This is a genomic window from Methylobacterium sp. J-118 (assembly GCF_057836565.1).
The window spans coordinates 2,128,166-2,149,928 of record NZ_JBYQFA010000001.1 but is presented as its reverse complement, the minus strand read 5'-3'; the positions used below and the strand labels follow the sequence as shown (position 1 = coordinate 2,149,928).

Below are 21,763 nucleotides of genomic sequence, written 5' to 3'. Positions count from 1 at the left end.
GGTGAAGCGGCTGTCGCCCGCCAACCCCGAACTCACTGCGCCTGACGGCGCCGGTGCCGACGACCGCCCTCCGCTGTCCCCTGGGCGTCCGCCGCCGCAGCCTCGGCCGGCTTCGCCTCCGCGGCCTTGCCGTCGCCCGCGGCCGCCTGCGCGCCCTCGGTGATCCGGACCGGGGCGCCGTCCTTCAGCCGGTCGGTGCCGTCGGTGACGACCCGGTCCCCCGGGTTCAGCCCGGAAGCCACGACGGTGTTGGTTCCGTCGGTCTCGCCGGTCTTGATCGGCCGGACCGTGACCTTGCCGTCCCCGTCCATCAGGTAGACGTAGGTGCCGGGCGTGCCCTGGAGCAGGCTGGCGTTCGGCACCAGGGTGGCGTTCCGCACCGTGTCGACGGTCAGCTTGGCGTTGACGAACTGGTTCGGGAACAGCTCCTCGTCGCCGTTGTCGAACAGGGCGCGCAGCTTCACCGTGCCGGTGGTCGTGTCGATCTGGTTGTCGACCGTGTCGAGGGTGCCGGTGGCGATCTGGTGGGCGTCGCCGCGGTCGTAGGCGCGCACGGCGAGCTTGGCGCCGGCGCGGACCTTGCGCATCACCCGGGCCACGTCGTCCTCCGGCAGGGTGAAGATCACCGAGATCGGGTGGAGCTGGGTCACCACCACGATCGCCGTGGAGGCGGCCGAGATGTAGTTGCCCTGGTCGACCTGCCGCAGGCCGACCCGTCCGTCCACGGGCGAGGTGATGTGGGTGTAGGCGATGTTGAGCTTCTGCTGGTCAACCAGCGCCTGGTCGGCCGCGACCGTGCCCTCATTCTGCTTCACCAGGGCCGCCTGGGTGTCGACGTTCTGCTTCGAGATCGAATCCTGCCGGTTCAGGGTCTGGTAGCGCTGCAGGTCGAGCTTCGAGTTCTGCAGCAGCGCCTGGTCGCGGGCGAGCTGGCCCTGGTACTGGGCCAGCAGCGCCTCGTAGGGGCGGGAATCGATCTCGGCGAGTTCGTCGCCCGCCTTCACGGCCTGGCCCTCGCGGAACTTCACCAGGGTGAGATAGCCGCTGATCTGCGATTTCACCGTCACGGTGGCCAGCGGCGTCACCGTGCCGAGGCCCTGGAGCACCACCGGCATGTCGCCGGTGATCGCGGTGGCGATGCCCACCGCCTGGGGCATGTCGCCGCCGCCGCCGCCGCCGTGCCGGCCGCCGCCCCGATGCGCCGTCGCGGGCTCGGCCGCCTTGTCGGTGCGCGCCTCGTACCAGCGATGGCCGATCGCCCCGGCGCCGGCGAGCAGCACCAGGATCACGAGCCAGCGGATCGGCCGGAACCGCCGCGTGCGGACCTCGCGTGCGGGCGCCTCGCCGGGCTGATAGGCGCGGGCAGTGTCGGTCCGGATCGGTGAACTCTCGTTCATGCCTGATTAGAGCCCATGCCGGCCGCCTGCGCGACCGCCGGTGCCCTATCCTTTCGCTGTCCAAACCCCCCGACCGGTCCCGGAGGTGCCGCATCCCGCCGCGCCCCGGAGACCGCCGCCGGAGATCGATGCCGTGCCGTGACACGGCGGCCTCGACTCCCGCATGCGCGAGCGTAAGCCCATAAAGCTCTCCGGGGCCAGAACGGCTCCTTGCCGCGGCGATAGGGTTCATCGCGGCGCCATGACGAGCGCGGCGACAGGGCCGTCGCGCCGGCAGGGCCTACAGGTGACCGGCCAATGCGCCGTCACTAGGGCGGCGACGTTTCATTCGTGTTGCTGGTCTTCCCCGGCACCGGGGCTCGGGATCGCGTAGGCCCGCAGGACGGTGTGGAACGCGGCATCCACGGGGGTGACCGGCAGGGCGCGGCGCAGGGTCAGGCCGAGGCCCGCGATCAGCAGGGCCAAGAGGAGGCAGCGCGTCATCGTCCGCATCGTCGCATCCGGGGTCGCCCGGTCCCAGACATGACGAAAGGGCCACCGACCCGCAAGTCGATGGCCCTTCGAGAGGACCGGAGCGGCACCCCGCTGACGGGGCGAGGGGGCAAAGCCCCGCCGGCGTGAGCGCCGCTCCAGCCGTGATGGCAACCTACGATACGAGTGATGAAAGTCAACATTCGTCAGTCGGTTGTTTCGAGCGCGGAACCGGGTCTGTGCGGCCGCGCACATTCCGCACCGGTCCGGAGCCGTGCTACAGGCGGACATGCCCCGACGCCCGCCCGCCAAAACCGCGGTCCGCCCCGCATGAACCCGGTCCTCGCCGCGCCGAGGCGACCGCATTCCTCGTCCGCGCGACCCGCGGCCTGGCGGCGACCCCGGTGAGCGCAGTCTGCCGCGACGCGTCCCGACGCCCCTGCTTCGCCGGGCCCGCCGGGATGGATCTCGCCGGGACGGCTGGCGTGAGACGCCCGGGCGCAAGGCCGTCCGGGATCCGGCCGGGGGGGCACGCCGTTGTGGAGGATGTCCTCCCCACGGATCCCGACCATGACTGTCACCCAGGCTTCCCCGGCCGGGCGCTTCGCCCGCGCCGAGACCTTTCCCGGCGGCGAGGCCCGTCCCGGCGGCCGGCCGCAATTCCTGTCGGCGGATCTCGGCCCCGAGGCGAGCCTCGCCCGGCTGGAGACGCTGGCCCACCTGATGGACACGGCCTTCGTGATCCCGGGGATCAACCGGCGGGTCGGGTTCGACGCGCTGATCGGCCTCGTCCCGGTGATCGGCGACGTGGCCGGCATGGTGATCTCCTCCTACATCGTCTACGAGGCCCGGCGCCTCGGGGCGCCGCGCTGGCTGGTGACCCGGATGGGGCTCAACGTCGCCTTCGACGGGCTGATCGGGGCGGTGCCGGTGGCGGGCGACCTGTTCGACGCCGCCTTCAAGGCCAATCGCCGGAACGTGCGCCTGCTGCGCCGCTGGATGGAGCGCAGCGGCGGCCTGCGCCCGGCCGAGATCGACGGCACCGCGACCCGGATCGACGGCTGAACGCCCCCGGGGCGGCCGGGCCCGGAAGCCGCCTGCGCGCCAGCCCCCTGGCGCGGCGGGCGGCGGGGCCGGGATCCCCACCGCCGGTCCGCCGCGGGAGGGGGCTGCGATGAACGAGGTCGCCCGTCCCGGCGAGAGCGAGGTCGTGCCCGCGCCGATGCCCGGCGCCCAGCCGATCGTCCTGCGGCCGGACGAGGGGGCGCCCCCGCCGCCCGTCCCGGCCCAGCGCCGGGGATTGTCGCCGCTCAACCGCCGCCGCCTCGACAATTTCCGCCGCAACCGCCTCGGCTACGGGTCGTTCCTGATCTTCACGATCCTGTTCGTCACCAGCCTCTTTGCCGAGTTCATCGCCAACGACCGGCCGATCCTCCTGTCCTACAAGGGGGATTGGCTGGTGCCGGTGCTGGTCGATTATCCAGAGGAGACGTTCGGGGGCTTCCTCGCCCAGACCGACTACCGCGCCCCCGAGATCCGCCGGGAGATCGCGCAGAACGGCTGGGCGCTCTGGCCGCCGATCCCGTTCTCCTACGACACGATCAACGAGGACCTGCCGACCCCCTCACCGTCGCCCCCGACCTGGATGCTGTCGGATGCCCAGTGCCGGCCGGTGGCGGAAAAGCTCGGCGGCACGACCTGCGCCGACATCCCCTGGCACTGGCTCGGCACCGACAACACCACCCGGGACGTGCTGGCGCGGGTGATCTACGGGTTCCGCATCTCGGTGCTGTTCGGCCTGATCCTGGCGGCGATCTCCTCGGCCATCGGCGTCGTGGCCGGGGCCGTGCAGGGTTATTTCGGCGGCTGGGTCGACCTCGCCTTCCAGCGCTTCATCGAGGTCTGGGGCGGCATCCCGACCCTCTACCTGATCATCATCATCTCGGCCTTCATCGCCCCCGGCTTCTTCGTGCTGCTCGGGATCATGCTGCTGTTCTCCTGGGTATCGCTGGTGAGCGTGGTCCGGGCCGAGTTCCTGCGCGCCCGGAACTTCGAATACGTCCGCGCCGCCCGGGCGCTGGGCCTGTCGAATATTCGGATCATGACCGTCCACCTGCTGCCGAACGCCATGGTGGCGACGCTGACCTTCCTGCCGTTCATCCTGAACGGTTCGATCACGACGCTGACCTCCCTGGACTTCCTCGGCTTCGGCCTGCCGCCGGGCTCGCCCTCGCTCGGCGAACTCCTCGCCCAGGGCAAGGACAACCTGACGGCGCCCTGGCTCGGGCTGACCGGCTTCCTGGTCATCGCCGTGATGCTGAGCCTGCTCGTCTTCGCCGGCGAGGCGGTGCGCGACGCGTTCGACCCGCGCAAGACCTTCGCCTGACGGGAACCTGAGGTTCTCAGGCGGCGCCTGAACCTCCGGAGCCGCGCCGCGGGGCCCGGACATCCGGCCGAGTCGCGAAATCTTGCGCAAACCGTGCGCGAATTTTTCGCAACGCCGACGAACGGGGATGAACCGCCGTCGAGGACGGTCCAAGACGGCCACTCATCTCGGGTGTAAAGGTCTCTGTTCTCTACGAAAACCCGTCTTGCGGATCGGCGCAGCATTCACAGGTCAGGGTGCGGTAAAGAGCTCCGCAAGTGCCCTCCAAATGCCGCCAATGCAACCTGACCCTGTAGCCATCACGGGTTGATGCATACTTAGACTTTTGGCTGATCACAGAGAACGAAGTCGATCGCCTTGCTTTTTTTGGCCGGTGTCTTAACTCGCGAACAGAGGAGACCTCATCAAGCTTCGAAGCAAGGAAAGAGAGAATGTCTGACGCTGCGCCGACATCGCAACTGGATTACATCGAACGGACCGTGGACGTCGTCGCGGCCTACGTCTCCAACAACTCGCTCCCGTCGGCTGAATTGCCGGCGCTGATCGCGAGCATCCACGATGCGCTGAACACGATCGGTTCCGGCCCGTCGGCGCCGGCCACCGAGACTGTCGAGCGGCCGACGCCGGCCCAGATCCGCAAGTCGATCCGCCCCGACGGCCTGGTCAGCTTCATCGACGGCAAGTCGTACAAGACGCTGAAGCGCCACCTGACCAAGCACGGGATGGATCCGCAGAGCTACCGCGAGCGCTACGGTCTGCCGGCCGATTACCCGACCACCTCGGCGAATTACTCCGCGCAGCGCTCGGCCCTCGCCAAGAGCCTGGGCCTCGGTCAGCCCGGCCGCGCCCAGCAGGCCGAGGCCGAGGCCGCCGAGGAGCCGGCCCCGAGCCGCGCCCAGGGTCGCCGCAAGGGGGCTGCCACCGCCGGCAAGGGCCGCAAGGTCGAAGCCGCCTGAACGGACCGGCCTCGACCGACCGGGGACGGTGGCGCACCGTTCCCGGTCAGGGGCTCGCGGCCCCGGTCAGGCCGCGAGCCGCCCGTCCAGGGGGAAGACCTTGGCGGGGTTCAGCATCCAGTCCGGATCGAACACCGCCTTGACCCGCATCTGCTGCTCGAGATCGACCTGATCGTACTGGAAGCGCATCAACTCGCGCTTCTCGATGCCGACCCCGTGCTCGCCGGTCAGGCAGCCGCCGACCTCGACGCAGAGCTTCAGGATCTCGTCGCCCGCCGCCTCGGCCTTCTGCAATTCGCCGGGCTTGTTGATGTCGAACAGGATCAGCGGGTGCAGGTTGCCGTCGCCGGCATGAAACACGTTGGCGACCCGCAGGCCCTGCTCGGCGCAGATCGCCCCGATCCGCTCCAGCACCGGGCCGAGCTGCCCGGTGGGGATCGTGCCGTCCATGCAGATGTAGTCGGAGATCCGGCCCGTGGCGCCGAAGGCCGATTTGCGGCCCTTCCAGATCGCGGCGGATTCCGCCTCCGAGCGCGAGACCCGCAGGCTGGTCGGCCGGAAGTCCCGGGCGATCGCCTCGATCCGCGCCAGCATCCCGTCGCACTCGGCGTCCGAGCCCTCGACCTCGATGATCAGCATCGCCTCGGCGTCGCGGGGATAGCCGGCTTTCGCGAAGTCCTCGGTGATCAGGATCGCCTCGCGGTCCATGTACTCGATCGCCACCGGGATGATGCCGGCCGCGATGATCGCCGCGACGCAGTCGCCCGCATCCTCGACCTTCGAGAAGCCGACCAGCACCGGGCGCGCGCCTTCGGCCGCCCGCAGGATCCGCACCGTCGCCTCGGTGACGATGCCGAGCTGCCCCTCCGAGCCGCAGACGAGGCCGAGCAGGTCGTAGCCGGGGCTGTCGAGGTGCTGGCCGCCGATCTCCACCACGGTGCCGTCGTTGAGCACCAGGGTGACGCCCAGGAGGTTGTTGGTGGTCACGCCGTATTTCAGGCAGTGCGCGCCGCCGGAATTCATCGCGATGTTGCCCGCGATGGTGCAGGCGAGCTGACTCGACGGGTCGGGGGCGTAGAAGAAGCCCTCGTGGGTCACCGCCCCGGAGATCGCCAGGTTGGTGATGCCGCTCTGGACCCGGGCGGTGCGGTTGGCGAAATCGAGGTCGAGCACCTTGGTCATCTTGCCGACGCCCAGGATGATCGCGTCGGCCTGCGCGATGGCGCCCCCGGCCAGCGAGGTCCCGGCGCCGCGCGGGACCACCCGGACGCCGTTGGCGTGGCAATAGGCCATCACGGCGGCCACCTCCGCGGTGGTGGAGGGCAGGACCACGGCGAGCGGCATCTGCCGGTAGGCGGTGAGCCCGTCGGTCTCGAAGGCCCGGCGCTCGTCCTCGCTCACCACCAGCGCCTCCGGCGCCACGAGCGGCGCGAGGCCGGCCAGGATTGCCTCGCGCCGGGCGAGGATGGCGGGATCGGGATCGGGGAAGCGGATGGTCATGGGGCTTAAGCCCTCCTTCGGACCCGCAGCGCGGGCTGGCGTGGGGCCAGCATGGACCCGCGCGGGCGCGGCTTCAACCGGGGCTGCCCCGACCACGCTGCGTCGCTGCGTCGTCCCCGTGTCACATTTCAACCATGACGGCTGCCTAGCGTCGCCGAACCTGCGCCGCGCCGCCGTCCGGCCCGCGGATCCGGCCGGACGGTCCAGAACGGAAACGATGAACGCTCCCGCCTCCAGCGCCCTGCGCGACGACCGCTACGACGCGCCGTCGGCGCACCTCGCAACCACCCGGGACCTCGGGATGCGCAGCCTGCAACTGGGCATCGCCGCCCTTCAGGAGACGAGCGCGGCGTTCCAGGGCCGGCTCGGCGCGGCCTTCGAGGAGGCGGTGCAGACGATCCTGCAGAGCAAGGGCCGGGTCATCGTCAGCGGCATCGGCAAGAGCGGCCATGTCGGGCGCAAGATCGCCGCGACCCTGGCCTCCACCGGCACCCACGCCTTCTTCGTCCATCCCACCGAGGCGAGCCACGGCGACCTCGGGATGATCGCCCGGGACGACGTGATCGTCGCCCTGTCGTGGTCGGGGGAGACCGCCGAGCTGTCCGACCTCGTCGGCTTCAGCCGCCGGTTCTCGATCCCCCTGGTGGCCATCACCCGCAACGGCGAGAGCACGCTCGGCCGCGCCGCCGACGTGCTGCTGGAGCTGCCCCGGGTGCGGGAATCCTGCCCGCACGACCTCGCGCCGACCTCCTCCAGCCTGATCCAGCTGGCGCTCGGCGATGCCCTGGCGGTGGCGCTGCTGGAGCGGCGCGGCTTCACCTCGGCCCGGTTCCACACTCTGCATCCCGGCGGCACGCTGGCCGCCCGGCTCAAGACCGTGCAGCAGGTGATGCACGGCCCCCAGGACATGCCGCTGGTCCACGAGACCGCGCTGATGTCCGAGGTGCTGATCGAGATCGCGGCCCGGCGCTACGGCTGCGTCGGCGTCACCGACGGGGCCGGGCGGCTGGTCGGCATCGTCACGGACGGCGACCTGCGCCGCCACATGGGCCCGGCGCTGCTCGACACGCCGGTCTCGGCGGTGATGACCCGGGACCCGGTCACCGTGGAGCCGCACAAGCTCGCCCAGGCCGCCCTGGAGGTGATGAACCGCCGGCTCATCACCGCGGTCTTCGCCGTCACGGACGGACGGCCCGTGGGCATCGTGCACGTCCACGACCTGCTGCGGGCCGGCATCGCCTGAGCGGCCAGGAGCCCGGTCGGCGGCGGGGAAAACCTCTCCCCCTCGCCCGCATCCCCTCAGGGAGGCCGGCAGCCCCGGAAAATCACAGCCGCGCCAGCAGCTCCGCCTTCTTGTCGGAGAATTCCCGCTCCGTGAGCACGCCCCGGGCGTGCAGCTCCGCCAGCCGCTCGATCGTCGCCAGCACGTCGGTCGCGGGTGAGGGCGCTGGTGCGGCCGGCGTTTCGGCCGGATCGGCCTGCCGTGGAGCCGCCGTCTCCGCCTCGATCCGGCGCAGGCGGTCGAGGGCGACGGCGCCCCGCGGGCCGGTGAAGTCGAGGCTGCCATTCGCCTGCGACACCCCGGAGATGTGGTGCTCGCCGGTGTCGTAGAGGGCGACGCCGGAGCCCGATTCGACGGCCAGCCGCCGCGTCTCCGGGAAATAGGCGTAGCGCAGCCCGTTCTGTGCGCCGGTGCTGGCCGGGGATCCGAGGCCGGCGGGCCACCACGCGCCGCCGCTCCCATGGGATACGGGTTCCGATCCGGAAAAACCCCCCGCCGGCAGCGCCGACGCCAGCTCGGTGCAGAGGCCGCCGACCCGCGCCTTCAGCGCGTCGTCGAACATCCGGCCGACCATCACCATGCCGCCGGAGAACCATTGGCCCATGCCGCCGAGATCGGGATGGTCGAACTGCGCCATGGTGCCGTGGCCGCGCTCCAGCGCCCGCATGAGGTGGCGCACCGCCTCGAGGCTGACCCCGTGGCGGTCGGCGACGCTCTGCAGCCCTGAGGCGTGGTCGAACCGTCCGTCATCGAGGAACCCGGCGGCCGCTTCGGCCTTGTCGGACGGATCCATGAGCCAGCTCCCGATTCGTCGCAGGGCGGACCGGATCGATCCGGGACCGGCGTTGCGCTGCGGACACAATCCCCGGTCGAAGGCGCCGGTTCCGCGTCGCCTCAACCTGCGGCGGCCGGGAACGGCCCCGCGAGGGTGAAGTCGGTGATCGGCCGGCGGCCGTTCGGCGTCTCGCGGGGCCGCTGCTCCTCGGCGAGTTCCGCCTCGGGTGTCTTGCGCCCCACCGCGAAGGCGGCCTCGATCCGGTGGTTCTCGGGCAGGCGCAGCACCTCCGGGGCCCGGACATGGTCGAACCCGACCATGCCGTGGGCGTGCCAGCCCTGGTGGATCGCCTGGAGCTGGAATGCGAGCGAGGCGCTGCCGGCATCGAAGGAGTGGCTGTAGGACGGTTTCAGCGCGTCGCCGACCTTCATGAGCCCGTTCGAGACCAGGAACAGGATCGCGCCGGTGCCCGAGGCCCAGGTCTGGTTGGCGGATACCAGCAGGCCAAGGAAGGTGTCCCAGTGGGCGTCGCCCCGGAGCGCGTAGAGGAAGCGCCAGGGCTGCGAGTTGTAGGCCGAGGGCGACCAGCGCGCCGCCTCGATCATCCGCATCAGCTCGGATTCGGGCACGGCCTCGCCCGTGAAGGCGCGGGGCGAGTGCCGCGCGACGAAGACCGGATCGATGGCGTGATCGGCGTGGCGGGGCGGGGGCAGGCTCAAGGGATTCGTCTCCGGAATAGCGCGTGTGGCCGAGCTTGCCCGAAACGCCCGCCCGAAGGCAAACCTGACCGGACCTACGCCACGCTGCGCTCGATCTCCTCCTCGTCGCAGATCACGCCGGCATTGCCCTCGAACTCCGCCGCGAGGTCCACGGGGGCGTGGGTCGGGGCCGCAGCGGCCCGGTCGCGGGCGAAGGTCGCCAGGAACAGGCGCATCACGTGGCGCACGCCCGCGTCGTTGATGGTGCGCTGGTCCTCGTTGTAGTAGCGCCCGGCATTCACATTGCTCGTGACGATGTCGTAGGCCGGGAAATACACCGCCCGCGGATCGCCCCGGCCGACCACCTCGCCGGCCGCCACCCGCAGCACCGACTTGGAATAGCTGTTCGATTCCATCACGTGCCGGTCCATGTAGGTGGCGATCATCGGCACCGGCGAGACCGTGAAGATCACCCGGGCCTTGGGGTTCACGCTCCAGAGGCGGTCGAGGAAGCCGTTGAGGTCGCCCAGCACCTCGCCGGCGCCGGCATTGACGCACTCATACAGATCCGGATCGAAGGTGCCGCCCGCGACCCCGGGGGCCAGCGGCAGGGCGGCACCGTCGGCCCGCCAGCGCCAGCCCTCGGTGAGGCCCAAGGTCAGCACGAACACGTCCAGGGTCTCGAACAGGCGGCGCACCTCGGCCAGATGCGCGTCGCGGGCCGCGATTACCTCGGCCTCGCTGGCGAATCCGGCCGGCTCGACGGTGGGGCGGAACGGATCGACGTAGCGGCCGTCGTCGCGCAGCCACGCCTTCAGCTCCGGCTCGAACCGGCCGTAGGCCCGGTCGAACAGCTGCACGAACTGGCGCGTGTAGTAGAGATTGCCGTACCGGGCCGAGAAGGTGCCGAACTGGCGGGCATTGGCCTCCTCGGCGCTCATCCCGGGGGTCGGCGGCTCGGTCAGGTAGTAGTTGAACCCGGCGCCGCGCACCGCCTCGGCCACCCGTTGCGCGAAGCAGGAGCCGCCGGTGGCGACCTTGTCGGTCGGCGCGATCACGAACGTGTCCTTCGGGTGCGGATTGACCGCGAAGGGCGGCACGTTGGTCACGACCTTGCGCCAGAATCGCTCGGCCGGTAGACCCGTATACGGATTCAACGCCATCCTCGAACCCTCTTCTTCACGACGGCGACCGCCCTCGGGGGCGTCGCGCCGTCCGCGGACACCGGCACGCGACGTGGCCCTGAACGACCTGCCCCGGCGCGCCCGCAGCGCGTTTTCCCTGTCGACGCCCAGTTGGGCGACACCATGGCGGAACCGGTCGCGCGCGGCCACCACCCGCGACGGGCCGTCCATCGCGGTGCTGGGCAATTGCCAGGCCCGGGGGGTCGCCCAGGCGATGCGCCTGCTCGCGCCGAAGAGTCCCGTGCGCTACCTGCCCATGGGCTCGCTGAAGCGCGACCACGGCCATGTCGACGGCCTGATCCGGACGCTGCGCACCCACGACCACGTCTTCTCGCAGACCTTCCCGGCCGGTCTGATCCCGGGGGGCGATGCCGCCACCCTGCGCGCCGCCGACCCCCGTCTCAGGCTGTTTCCGTCGATCGTGTTCTCGGCCTTCCATCCCGACATGATCTATGCCGGCCAGGCCTCGGACCTCGCCGCGCTGAAGCTCGCGCCCTCGCCCCTGGGGCAGTACCACTCGGCGATCGCGCTGACCGCCCACCGGCTCGGCCTCGCCATCGGGCACACCGCCGGCCTGTTCCGCGAGGACGTGTTCCGGCGGCTCGGCTATCTCGACCATTGGGATCCGGCCGTGCGCGAGCTGGTCTCGTCCGCCGAGGCCCTGGGCTTCGGCCTGGAGCGGGAGCTGACCCGCTGGGCGCGCCGCGGCGCCTTCATGCACCTGATGAACCACCCGAAGGTGCACGTCATCGGCGACATCGCCCGCCGCCTGCTCACGGAGAGCGGCCTCACCCCGGAGCCCGTGGCGATCGAGGATTACCTCGGCGACGCGCTGACCCAGGACGTGATCTGGCCGATCTACCCCCCGATCGCCGAGCTGTTCGGGCTGACCGGCTCGTACCTGTTCAAGAGCAAGGCGTTCAAGTCCAAGGTGCTGGGCGACGAGTTCCCGGTGCTCTACGACCTGCCGGGCTTCATCGCGGCGAGCTTTTCCCTCTACGACGCGATGCCCGCCGGTGACCTCACCGCGTCGCGGGTCGAATCCTGGCTCGCCGCCCCGGAGATCGCGGCCCTGTTCCGGGCGGGCTGAACCCCCTCAACCCGCCGCGCAGAGCGGCATCGCCGCGCCGGGGCCCTCGACCATCATCCGGACCAGCCGGTTGACCTCCTGCACCTGGAACGGCTTGCGCAGGAACAGGCTGCCGGGCACGCCGCCGCGCCGGTTCGCATCGGTCGAGGTGTAGACCACCGGCCGGTCGGCGTGGAGCGCCCGGTAGGCGTGCGCCACCGTCCAGCCGTCGATCAGCCCGGGCAGATGGATGTCGGTGAACAGCCAGTCGATCTCGCCGCCCCGGGCCCGCAGGAGCGTCAGCGCCGCCTCGCCGCTCGACGCCTCGATGACCCGGATGCCCTGCGCTTCGCACAGGCTCGCGATGATCTCGAGCAGCAGATAGCTGTCCTCGACGATGAGAACACACGGGGCGGGGCGCATGAACGATATCCGGTGGTCGGCACAACCATTCAAGGATCGATAGGGTTGACGATATCTTAAAGACCGGCCCGGGACGCACCCCTGTGGCATCGCCGCAACCGGCGCGGCGGAAATCGCCTGCTCGGACGGGCCGCCCCGCCGCCGCCGCATTCCGGGTGCGACAGCGCACGCCACCGCCCGGCACGGGCCGTCACCACGGCCCCGCCCCGCGCGGCGGAACCGTCGCTTAACCATCCGCGCCTACGAACGGCATCCAGGACGACGCGGACCCGCCTCGAAGACCCGCAGCCGGCCTTCGGCACCGCTCGAGGAGTTTGAACCCATGCCCCAGCGTTTCCGCGCCGCCGCCCTCGGCCTCGCATTCGTCGCCGCCCTCGGTCTCGGCGCCTGCAGCAACGACAAGGACCTCGCCGACGCCTCCGCGTTCGGTGCGGGCGCCGCGACCCCGGGCAGCGCGCAGGACTTCGTCGTTAATATCGGCGACCGGGTCTTCTTCGAGTCGGATTCCACCGACCTGACCCCCACCGCCACCGCGACCCTCGACAAGCAGGCCGCGTGGCTGCAGCGCTACCCGCGCTACACCTTCATCATCGAGGGCCATGCCGACGAGCGCGGCACCCGCGAGTACAACTTCTCCCTGGGCGCCCGCCGGGCTCAGTCGGTCAACGACTACCTGGCCACCCGGGGCATCGCGGCCAACCGGATGCGCACGGTCTCCTACGGCAAGGAGCGGCCGGTGGCGGTGTGCAACGACATCTCCTGCTGGTCGCAGAACCGCCGGGCGGTGATCGTGCTCGACCGCGGCGCCGGGGCGTAAGGCTCCGCCGGTCCGGGCGGCCGTTGCGGCCCGGGCGACGCGGAGTCACGCATCGCGTCCGGACACAGGCAATGGCCGGTCCCAGGCACGTCTCCCTCCCCCTCTGCGGGGGAGGGGGCGGGTATGGCAGGCCTCGGCTACCGTCGTGGAACGGCCGCGCAGCCCGCACGGGACGGGATCCGCCGCCCCGCCGCAGTTTTGCCGCGGACCGGCGCATCTGATAGGGGCTCGCGCCGCCACTGGACCGCAGCCGCCTCATGCCCGCCCGCCTTCGCACCCGCCTCGCGCTCGTCACCGCCCTGGCCACCGCGCTCCTCGGCCATCCGGCCGTGGCGCAGGATGCCTCCGAGCTGGTGGTGCGCCTCGGGCGCATCGAGAACCAGTCCCGGATGATGGCCGGGCAGATCGAGACCCTCCAGTACGAGAACCGCCAGCTCAAGGAGCAGCTGCGCAAGTTCCAGGAGGATGTCGAGTTCCGGCTGAGCGAGGGCAAAGGTGAGGGCAAGGGTGGCGGCAGGCCTGCGCCCGCGGCCGCGCCGCCCGCCGCGGGTCCGGCCGGCGGCGTCAACGGCGTCAATCCGGGCTCCGGACGGCCGGGCAAGCGCGGCGACGCCTTCGACCCCGGGCAGGCCCCCGGGGCACCGGGCGCGCCGATGCAGCTCGGCAGCACCCAGCCCTCCGCGCCGCTGCCGCCCCGGGAGGCCGTCGAGACGGCCGCGCCCCGGCCGCAGCGCCTGCCCCAAGGGGCGATCAACGGGGCGACCGAGGGGGCGACCGAGGACGAGGATGCGGACACCGCCGCCCCCGGCTCCGACGAGCCGGTGGACCTGCGACCGCCGGCCCGGACCGGCGCGATCCCGGCCCGGCCCTCCGAGAGCGAGAGCGTCGCCGCCACCCGGCCCGGCGACCCGGCGGCGGATTACGACGCCGCGGTGGAGCTGTTCCGCGCCAAGCAGTACGAGCAGGCCGAGATGGGCCTGCGCCAGTTCATCCAGTCCCATCCCCGCGACAACCGCGTCGCCGGCGCCACCTACTGGCTCGGGGAGAGCTACCTCGCCCGCGGCCGCAACCGCGAGGCCGCCGAGCAGTTCCTGAAGGTTTCCACCGACTACGCCCGCTCCGCCCAGGCCCCCGACGCCATGCTCAAGCTCGGCGTCACCCTCGCCGCCCTGGGCGCCCGCGAGCAGGCCTGCGCGACCCTGGCCGAGCTCGACCGGAAGTTCCCGAATGCCGGGACGGGCGTCCGCCAGGGCGTGGCGCGCGAGCAGAAGCGCGTCCGCTGCGGCGCTTGAGCGGATCGGACGACCCGGTCCGCGACGCCCTCGCGCCCTGGCTCGACCGCGCCGCGCGCGATGGCTGCGGCCTCCTCCTCGCCGTCTCGGGCGGACCCGATTCGACCACCCTGATGCACGCCACCGCGCACCTGCGCGCGGGGCGCGGCGCCCCGGCCGTGCAGATCGCCACGGTGGATCACGGCCTGCGCCCGGAGTCCCGCGCGGAGGCCGAGGCGGTCGGCCGCGCGGCCCGGGCCCTCGGCCTGCCGCACGCGATCCTCGCCTGGGCGGGGCCGAAGCCCGGGACCGGCCTGCAGGCGGCGGCCCGGGCCGCCCGCTACGGGCTGCTCACCGCCGAGGCCCGGCGGGTCGGCGCCGGCCTCGTGCTCACCGGCCATACCCGGGACGATCAGGCCGAGACGGTGCTGATGCGCCTCGCCGCCGGCAGCGGCCCCGCGGGGCTCGCCGGCATGCGGGCCGCGCGGGCGCTGGCGCCCGGGATCGAACTGGGGCGGCCGTTCCTGACCCTGCCGAAATCCGCCCTGGTGGCGTGGTGCGCGGCCCGCGGCATCCCCTATTTGCGCGACCCCGGCAACGCCGACCCGCGCTTCGCCCGCGGGCGCCTGCGCGCGGCCTGGCCGATCCTGGAGCGGGAGGGCCTGACCCCGGCGCGCCTCGCCCGCCTCGCCGCCCGCGCCGCCCGCGACGGGGCCGCGCTGCGAATCGCCGCCGCGCAGGCCCTCGACGCGGTGCGGCTGCCGGAGACGGAGGGACGCATCCGCCTCGACGGGACCGCGCTCGCTGCCCTGCCGGAGGCCGTGGCCCTGCGGTGCGTCGACCTCGCCCTGACCCGGGCGGGCGCGGCGCCCCGCCGCCTCGAACGCCTCGAAGCCCTCGTCCTCGAATCGCTGCTGCCAGCCCTGCGCGGCCGCTCGGCGATCCGGCGCACGCTGGCGGGGATTCTGGTCTCCACCGACGGGGCCGCCACCCTGTGTCTCGCCCCCGCACCCCCACGCCGGCGGGCGGCGGATCGGGCCCCGGATGCTGCCCTCGCCGCAGGGGGCCCCGAATTACTTGGCAAGGGAGAGCCCCCCGCCTACATTGGCGGGGTGTGCACGGATGGACCGGAACTGCCGAGGGACGCGTCCGTCTTGGGGGTCGCACACGCCAAGGATTGATCGATGAACCCGAATTTTCGCAACTTTGCCTTGTGGGTCGTCATCTTCCTGCTGGTGCTGGCCCTCGTCACCCTGTTCCAGAACCCCGGCCATCGGGGCGGCGGCAGCGAGATCGCCTACAGCCAACTCCTCAACGACGCCGATTCCGGCAAGATCCAGTCGGTGGTGATTTCCGGGCAGGACGTGTCCGGCACCTATGTCGGCGGCGGCAACTTCACGAGCTACGCCCCCAACGACCCGAGCCTGGTCTCCAAGCTCCAGGGCAAGGGCGTGCAGATCACCGCCCGTCCGCCGTCGGACAACACCCCCTGGTTCATCCAGCTGCTCGTGAGCTGGCTCCCGATCCTCGTCTTTATCGGCGCCTGGATCTTCCTGTCGCGCCAGATGCAGTCCGGTGCCGGCCGGGCCATGGGCTTCGGCAAGTCGAAGGCGAAGCTCCTGAACGAGGCCCACGGGCGCGTCTCCTTCGATGACGTCGCCGGCGTCGAGGAGGCCAAGGAAGACCTCCAGGAGATCGTGGAATTCCTCCGCGACCCGCAGAAATTCCAGCGGCTCGGCGGCCGGATCCCCCGCGGCGTGCTGCTCGTCGGCCCGCCCGGCACCGGTAAGACCCTGATCGCCCGGGCGGTCGCGGGCGAGGCCAACGTGCCGTTCTTCACCATCTCGGGCTCCGACTTCGTGGAGATGTTCGTGGGCGTCGGCGCCAGCCGCGTGCGCGACATGTTCGAGCAGGCCAAGAAGAACGCGCCCTGCATCATCTTCATCGACGAGATCGACGCGGTCGGTCGCCATCGCGGCGCCGGGCTCGGCGGCGGCAACGACGAGCGCGAGCAGACCCTCAACCAGCTCCTCGTCGAGATGGACGGGTTCGAGGCCAACGAGGGCGTCATCATCATCGCGGCGACCAACCGCCCCGACGTGCTCGACCCGGCGCTGCTGCGTCCGGGCCGGTTCGACCGCCAGATCATGGTGCCGAACCCGGACGTCACCGGCCGCGAGCGGATCCTGCGGGTCCACGTCCGCAAGGTGCCGCTGGCCCCCGATGTCGACCTCAAGGTGATCGCCCGCGGCACCCCCGGCTTCTCGGGCGCCGACCTGATGAACCTCGTGAACGAATCCGCGCTGCTGGCCGCCCGTCGCGGCAAGCGCATCGTGACGATGCACGAGTTCGAGGACGCCAAGGACAAGGTCATGATGGGCGCCGAGCGGCGCACCCTGGTGATGACCGAGGACGAGAAGCGGCTCACCGCCTATCACGAGGGCGGCCACGCCATCGTGGCGTTCAACGTCCCGGCCACCGACCCGGTGCACAAGGCGACCATCATCCCCCGCGGCCGGGCGCTCGGCATGGTCATGCAGCTGCCCGAGCGCGACAAGCTCTCCATGAGCTTCGAGCAGATGACCTCCCGGCTGGCGATCATGATGGGCGGCCGCATCGCCGAGGAAATGACCTTCGGCCAGGACAAGGTGACTTCGGGCGCGCAGTCGGACATCGAGCAGGCGACCCGTCTCGCCAAGATGATGGTGACCCGCTGGGGCTTCTCCCCCGAGCTCGGCACCGTGGCCTATGGCGAGAACAACGACGAGGTCTTCCTCGGCATGTCGATGGGCCGGCAGCAATCGGTCTCGGAATCGACCGCCCAGAAGATCGACGCTGAGGTCCGCCGCCTGGTCGAGACCGGCCTGGAGGAGGCCCGCCGCATCCTGGCCGAGCACAAGGACGACCTGGAGGCCCTGGCCCAGGGGCTCCTCGAATACGAGACCCTCTCGGGCGAGGAGATCCGCAACCTCCTGAAGGGCCAGCCGCCGATCCGCGACGGCGGCGACGTGCCCCCGACCCCGGCCCGGGGCTCCTCGGTCCCCTCGGCCGGCCGCGGCCGGCCGAAGGAGAGTGATGGCGGGCTGGAGCCGCAGCCGCAGGCGTGAGTTCAGGCAACGCAACGAGAAGGGCGCCGCGAGGCGCCCTTTTTTGTTGGGTTCTACGCGCTGGGCCTGTTTCGGAATGCATTGGCTAAGCCGAGCCTCCCGCTGGCCAGCATGACAATCCGCCCCGCCTGTCCGTGAACACCGCGCGAAAGCTCGGCCGCAGGCTCGGATCGGGCGAGCGAATTGGAAAGACCAGGGTTGGATCTGTTCGAGCCACGTCACTGATGCCGTTGTCCGTGTATCTCGTCGTCGGCCTCGGGGCCGCGGTCGCCGGGTTCGTGCAGGGACTGTCGGGCTTCGCCTTCGGCCTCGTGGCCCTGTCGTTCTGGGCCTGGGTGATCGACCCGCAACTGGCCGCGATCCTGGCGGTGGCCGGATCCCTGACCGGGCAGATCGTCGCCGCCGTTACGGTCCGGCGCGGCTTCGACCGGGCCCGCCTCGCCCCGTTCCTGCTGGGCGGGCTGGCCGGGGTCCCCCTGGGGGTGCTCCTGCTGCCGCATCTCAACGCCGATTGGTTCAAGCTGGTGCTGGGCGCCCTGCTGGTCCTGTGGTGCCCGGCCATGCTGCTGGCCAGGGACCTGCCGCGCATCGATGCGGGCGGGCGGCTGGCGGATGCCGCGGTCGGCCTGAGCGGCGGCCTGCTCGGCGGTCTCGGCGGCTTCACCGGCGCGCTGCCGACCCTGTGGTGCGTCCTGCGCGGCTACGAGCGCGACACGCAGCGCGCGATCATCCAGAACTTCAACCTCGCGATGCTGGCCGTCACGATGGCCGTCTATCTCGGCTCCGGCTTGGTCACCCGGGCCGCACTGCCGATGCTGGTCGTGGTGCTGCCCGCCATGCTGATCCCGGTCCTGCTGGGCACCCGGGCCTATGTCGGCCTGAGCGAGACGGGCTTCCGCCGGCTGGTCCTCGGCCTCCTGACCGTCTCGGGGATCACCCTGCTGGCGGCGGCACTGCCGCGGGTGCTGTAGGGCCCGGGCCGGACCGCGCCGCATTTCGACCGCCTTTGTCGCGGAGCACCCGGGTCACCCCGCCGGCGCGAGCCTCCGGCAACTGCCCAATCTGCTAAGTTCTGTCGGGCTAGACTGTCGGTATGTCGGCCGGCGGCGAGCCCGGCACCGGAGATCGTGATGGTGCGCAAGTATTTCGGAACCGACGGCATCCGCGGCCGGGCCAACGGGGTGATCACCCCGGAACTCGCCCTCAAGGTGGGCCAAGCGGCGGGTCTCGTGTTCCAGCGCGGCGACCACCGCCACCGGGTGGTGATCGGCAAGGACACCCGCCTCTCCGGCTACATGATCGAGACCGCCCTGGTGGCGGGCTTCACCTCGGTGGGCATGGACGTGCTGCTGCTCGGGCCGGTGCCGACGCCCGCGGTGGCGATGCTGACCCGGTCCATGCGGGCCGATCTCGGGGTGATGATCTCGGCCTCGCACAACCCGTTCGAGGATAATGGCATCAAGCTGTTCGGCCCCGACGGGTTCAAGCTCAACGACGCGATCGAGCACGAGATCGAGGGGCTGATCGACGCCGACATGCACAAGCGCCTGTCCGCCTCGAACGATCTCGGCCGGGCCAAGCGCATCGAGAGCGTGCATGCCCGCTACATCGAGTTCGCCAAGCGCACCCTGCCGCGGCACGTGACGCTCGACGGGCTGCGCGTGGTGGTCGACTGCGCCAACGGCGCCGCCTATCGGGTCGCCCCCGAGACCCTGTGGGAACTCGGCGCCGAGGTGATCGCCATCGGCACCGAGCCGGACGGGTTTAACATCAACCGCGATGTCGGCTCAACCGCCCCGGCGGCGCTGATCGCGAAGGTGCGCGAGCGCCGGGCCGATATCGGCATCGCGCTGGACGGCGACGCCGACCGGGTGCTGATCGTCGACGAGAAGGGCCACGTGGTCGACGGCGACCAGCTGATGGCGGTGGTGGCGCGGTCCTGGCAGGAGGACGAGCGCCTCACCCAGCCGGGGCTGGTCGCCACGATCATGTCGAATCTCGGCCTGGAGCGCTACCTCGGCGGCCTCGGGCTGACGCTCGCCCGCACCGCGGTGGGCGACCGCTACGTCCTCGAGCACATGCGCGAGCACGGCTACAATCTCGGCGGCGAGCAGTCCGGCCACATCATCATGTCGGACTACACCACCACCGGGGACGGCCTCGTGGCGGCGCTCCAGCTGCTCAGCGTCGTGCAGCGGCAGGAGCGGCCGGTGAGCGAGGTCTGCCACTGTTTCGAGCCGCTGCCGCAGATCCTCAAGAACGTCCGCTACAGGACCGGCGAGCCGCTCCGCCAGGACAGCGTGGTCAGCGCCATCGCGCATGCCCGCCAGCGGCTGGGCAATGGCGGCCGCCTGGTGATCCGCCCCTCCGGCACCGAGCCGGTGATCCGCGTGATGGCCGAGGGCGACGACCGCAGCCTCGTCAACGACGTGGTCGACGAGGTGGTCGACGCCGTCACCCGCGCCGCGGCCTAAAGTTCGGGATTCCAAAGGGCGAGCCCTTTGGCGGGGTTCGGGGGCGGAGCCCCTGATATCTCCACCAGGGCTCCGCCCTGGACCCGCGAAAGGTCTCGACCTTTCGAAACCAGGACCTGGGCGCTCAGTCGTAGGCGGCGCTCAGGTCCGGCGGCGCCGTCATCCGCCACGCCGCCAGGAGGGCGGTGCGAAGCACCTCCTCCTCGCAGGGGTCGAGGTCGAGATTGGTCCAACCGCGCCGGCCCCAGGCCCCGTCGAGGGGCGTGAACAGGTCCGGCTCGGCCGCGCACAGGTCGGCCTGATCCGCGGGGGCGAGCCGCAGCACGACCCGCGCCTCCTCGACCCACAGGGTCGCGAACACCCGGCTGCCGACGCGGAAATCAGGGTTGCCGCTATGGGCGCCCGAGACCGCCTCGGGCAGCATCAGCGCCAGGATGCGCACGTCCTCGGGCAGCATCGGCTCACGCCGCCGCGCCGGGCCGGAACCGGCCACGCGGGGATGCGCGGAGCGGGCGGCTCATGCAGTCTTCCTCACGTACGGTTCGATCCTCGGGGGCGTGGAGACGCTCCGCATTGGACAGGGACCAATATTTGCGGAGCAACGGTTTGCGCAGGCCAGGCGAAAACATGCAAGCCTAAGACTTAACGTTAAGCCGGATTTAAGACGTTGCCCGCATTCTTCACAGGGTAAACCAAGAGCACGCACGCCGAGCGTCGGGCTCACGAATCCAGTAAAGGAATTCTTATGGCCCGCTCCAAGCTCAACGCTTTGGTGCGTAGCCTGACGCTCGCGGCGAGCGTCGGCGCGCCCTGCCTCGCCGTTGCGGCGGATCTGCTGCCTCCGCCCCCGCCGCCGCCCGAACCGATCGAGGTCGGCGGCGGCTGGTACCTGCGCGGCGACGTGGGCGCCAGCGTCTACAACCGCCCGAAATACAGCACGGCCTACGACTACACCGGCTACCCGGACGCCAACCGCTCCTTCGGCAACGAGATCGGCGGCGGCGGCTTCGCGGGCGTCGGCGTCGGCTACCAGTTCACCCCGTTCTTCCGCGGCGACATCACCGGCGAGTACCGCTACGCCACCGGCCTGCGCGGCAGCGAATACTACCGCGGCCCGGATTACGACGACGGCCTCGGCTCCTACGGGGTCAACAAGTCGAGCGGCAACTTCGATTCCGCGGTGGTGCTTGCCAACGCGTATTTCGATCTCGGCACGTGGTACGGCATCACGCCGTTCATCGGCGGCGGCGTCGGCTACGCCTTCAACCACATCTCGTCCTACTCGACCAACCAGCAGTTCACCAGCCCGACCTACGGCTACGATTACGGCAACCCGAACTACGATTGCAGCTGCGGCCAGGCGTCCTACAACTACAAGCCGGTCTACGACTCGAACGGCAACCCGGTCTACAACACCAACAGCGGCAGCAAGTTCTACAAGGACAAGTCCTACGGCAGCTTCGCCTGGGCGGTCCATGCTGGTCTCGCCTACAACGTGACCGACGCGCTGAAGATCGAGCTGGCCTACCGCTACCTGAACCTCGGCAAGGCCGAGACCGGCGCCGGCTACGTGCCGTGCTGCACCGGCAGCCTGCAGGCGATCAAGGTGAAGGACATCGAGGCGCACGACGTGAAGATCGGCCTGCGCTACTACCTCGGCGGCGTCGTGTCGGCCCCCCTGCCGCCGCTGATGCCGGAGCCGGTCCCCGGCCCGCTGGTGCGCAAGTACTGATCGCACCCCGATCTCACCACCGGACGGCGACGGCGCGGATGACCTCCGCGCCGTTTCGCGTTCCGGGGCCGCCGCGCGAGCACCGGATGCAACCGGAGACCTCTTCGATCACGATCGATGTCATCCGAGCGAGGGTCGAAAACAGCGCTTGAGCAGCATTGCGACATGGAAATTCATATCGGGCAACGGATGATTAAGGTTACTCGACTATCACTGAGTCG

The 21,763-nt window shown here is 70.9% G+C and carries 20 protein-coding genes; 12 read left to right on the top strand and 8 right to left on the bottom strand.

From position 1 onward, the window contains the following. Window positions 1-32: 32 nt before the first annotated feature. Window positions 33-1,397, bottom strand: coding sequence for an MdtA/MuxA family multidrug efflux RND transporter periplasmic adaptor subunit (locus AC3IF3_RS10380; RefSeq protein WP_489228628.1), 1,365 nt, complete (start codon window positions 1,395-1,397; stop codon window positions 33-35). A 324-nt stretch (window positions 1,398-1,721) separates the two neighbouring features. Further along, window positions 1,722-1,880, bottom strand: a complete 159-nt coding sequence (locus tag AC3IF3_RS10375) for a hypothetical protein (protein WP_489228626.1) — start codon at window positions 1,878-1,880, stop codon at window positions 1,722-1,724. Window positions 1,881-2,438: 558 nt separating this feature from the next. Between AC3IF3_RS10375 and AC3IF3_RS10370 the strand changes: the two genes are divergently transcribed. The 3 genes from AC3IF3_RS10370 to AC3IF3_RS10360 all read left to right on the top strand — a co-directional run bounded on the left by AC3IF3_RS10370 (window position 2,439) and on the right by AC3IF3_RS10360 (window position 5,210). Continuing rightward, window positions 2,439-2,933: a DUF4112 domain-containing protein gene (locus AC3IF3_RS10370; protein ID WP_243973068.1), complete on the top strand. Its 495-nt coding sequence runs from the start codon at window positions 2,439-2,441 to the stop codon at window positions 2,931-2,933. A 109-nt stretch (window positions 2,934-3,042) separates the two neighbouring features. After that, on the top strand, window positions 3,043-4,254 hold the full coding sequence (locus AC3IF3_RS10365; RefSeq protein ID WP_489228625.1) for an ABC transporter permease: 1,212 nt from the start codon (window positions 3,043-3,045) through the stop codon (window positions 4,252-4,254). Between the two features lie 431 nt (window positions 4,255-4,685). Then, window positions 4,686-5,210: a Ros/MucR family transcriptional regulator gene (locus AC3IF3_RS10360; RefSeq protein ID WP_243973072.1), complete on the top strand. Its 525-nt coding sequence runs from the start codon at window positions 4,686-4,688 to the stop codon at window positions 5,208-5,210. Between the two features lie 66 nt (window positions 5,211-5,276). Here AC3IF3_RS10360 and AC3IF3_RS10355 read toward each other — a convergent pair whose 3' ends face one another. Next, complete coding sequence (locus tag AC3IF3_RS10355; RefSeq protein ID WP_489215704.1) at window positions 5,277-6,710, bottom strand: FAD-linked oxidase C-terminal domain-containing protein; 1,434 nt, start codon at window positions 6,708-6,710, stop codon at window positions 5,277-5,279. A gap of 217 nt (window positions 6,711-6,927) precedes the next feature. Between AC3IF3_RS10355 and AC3IF3_RS10350 the strand changes: the two genes are divergently transcribed. Next, the gene (locus AC3IF3_RS10350; RefSeq protein WP_243973076.1) at window positions 6,928-7,953 is read left to right on the top strand and encodes a KpsF/GutQ family sugar-phosphate isomerase; all 1,026 of its coding nucleotides are present in this window, start codon (window positions 6,928-6,930) and stop codon (window positions 7,951-7,953) included. Between the two features lie 82 nt (window positions 7,954-8,035). On the opposite strand, the gene AC3IF3_RS10345 is transcribed toward AC3IF3_RS10350, so the two are convergent. The 3 genes from AC3IF3_RS10345 to AC3IF3_RS10335 all read right to left on the bottom strand — a co-directional run bounded on the left by AC3IF3_RS10345 (window position 8,036) and on the right by AC3IF3_RS10335 (window position 10,628). Beyond that, window positions 8,036-8,785 (bottom strand): SHOCT domain-containing protein, encoded by a 750-nt coding sequence (locus AC3IF3_RS10345; RefSeq protein ID WP_489228623.1) that lies wholly within the window; start codon window positions 8,783-8,785, stop codon window positions 8,036-8,038. Between the two features lie 101 nt (window positions 8,786-8,886). Next, window positions 8,887-9,486 (bottom strand): nitroreductase family protein, encoded by a 600-nt coding sequence (locus AC3IF3_RS10340; protein WP_243973080.1) that lies wholly within the window; start codon window positions 9,484-9,486, stop codon window positions 8,887-8,889. 74 nt (window positions 9,487-9,560) lie between these two features. Beyond that, window positions 9,561-10,628, bottom strand: a complete 1,068-nt coding sequence (locus AC3IF3_RS10335; RefSeq protein ID WP_243973082.1) for a GSCFA domain-containing protein — start codon at window positions 10,626-10,628, stop codon at window positions 9,561-9,563. 73 nt (window positions 10,629-10,701) lie between these two features. Between AC3IF3_RS10335 and AC3IF3_RS10330 the strand changes: the two genes are divergently transcribed. Further along, window positions 10,702-11,739, top strand: a complete 1,038-nt coding sequence (locus tag AC3IF3_RS10330) for a WcbI family polysaccharide biosynthesis putative acetyltransferase (RefSeq protein WP_489215697.1) — start codon at window positions 10,702-10,704, stop codon at window positions 11,737-11,739. A gap of 6 nt (window positions 11,740-11,745) precedes the next feature. Here the strand turns inward: AC3IF3_RS10330 and AC3IF3_RS10325 are convergent, their stop codons facing one another. Further along, window positions 11,746-12,141: a response regulator gene (locus AC3IF3_RS10325; RefSeq protein WP_489228621.1), complete on the bottom strand. Its 396-nt coding sequence runs from the start codon at window positions 12,139-12,141 to the stop codon at window positions 11,746-11,748. 322 nt (window positions 12,142-12,463) lie between these two features. Between AC3IF3_RS10325 and pal the strand changes: the two genes are divergently transcribed. From pal to glmM, 6 genes are all read left to right on the top strand, one after another. Beyond that, window positions 12,464-12,958 (top strand): peptidoglycan-associated lipoprotein Pal, encoded by a 495-nt coding sequence (gene pal, locus AC3IF3_RS10320; RefSeq protein WP_489215695.1) that lies wholly within the window; start codon window positions 12,464-12,466, stop codon window positions 12,956-12,958. Window positions 12,959-13,215: 257 nt separating this feature from the next. After that, complete coding sequence (gene ybgF, locus AC3IF3_RS10315) at window positions 13,216-14,250, top strand: tol-pal system protein YbgF (RefSeq protein ID WP_489228620.1); 1,035 nt, start codon at window positions 13,216-13,218, stop codon at window positions 14,248-14,250. Window positions 14,251-14,363: 113 nt separating this feature from the next. After that, window positions 14,364-15,410, top strand: coding sequence for a tRNA lysidine(34) synthetase TilS (tilS, locus tag AC3IF3_RS10310; protein WP_489231272.1), 1,047 nt, complete (start codon window positions 14,364-14,366; stop codon window positions 15,408-15,410). Window positions 15,411-15,413: 3 nt separating this feature from the next. Next, the gene (gene ftsH, locus AC3IF3_RS10305; RefSeq protein ID WP_243973094.1) at window positions 15,414-17,336 is read left to right on the top strand and encodes an ATP-dependent zinc metalloprotease FtsH; all 1,923 of its coding nucleotides are present in this window, start codon (window positions 15,414-15,416) and stop codon (window positions 17,334-17,336) included. A gap of 224 nt (window positions 17,337-17,560) precedes the next feature. Then, window positions 17,561-18,307 (top strand): sulfite exporter TauE/SafE family protein, encoded by a 747-nt coding sequence (locus AC3IF3_RS10300; RefSeq protein WP_489228619.1) that lies wholly within the window; start codon window positions 17,561-17,563, stop codon window positions 18,305-18,307. Window positions 18,308-18,469: 162 nt separating this feature from the next. Beyond that, window positions 18,470-19,810 (top strand): phosphoglucosamine mutase, encoded by a 1,341-nt coding sequence (gene glmM / locus AC3IF3_RS10295; RefSeq protein WP_243973125.1) that lies wholly within the window; start codon window positions 18,470-18,472, stop codon window positions 19,808-19,810. 124 nt (window positions 19,811-19,934) lie between these two features. Here the strand turns inward: glmM and AC3IF3_RS10290 are convergent, their stop codons facing one another. Continuing rightward, window positions 19,935-20,267, bottom strand: coding sequence for an MmcQ/YjbR family DNA-binding protein (locus AC3IF3_RS10290; protein WP_489231271.1), 333 nt, complete (start codon window positions 20,265-20,267; stop codon window positions 19,935-19,937). Between the two features lie 288 nt (window positions 20,268-20,555). Between AC3IF3_RS10290 and AC3IF3_RS10285 the strand changes: the two genes are divergently transcribed. Continuing rightward, the gene (locus tag AC3IF3_RS10285; protein ID WP_489228617.1) at window positions 20,556-21,542 is read left to right on the top strand and encodes an outer membrane protein; all 987 of its coding nucleotides are present in this window, start codon (window positions 20,556-20,558) and stop codon (window positions 21,540-21,542) included. Window positions 21,543-21,763 lie beyond the last annotated feature (221 nt).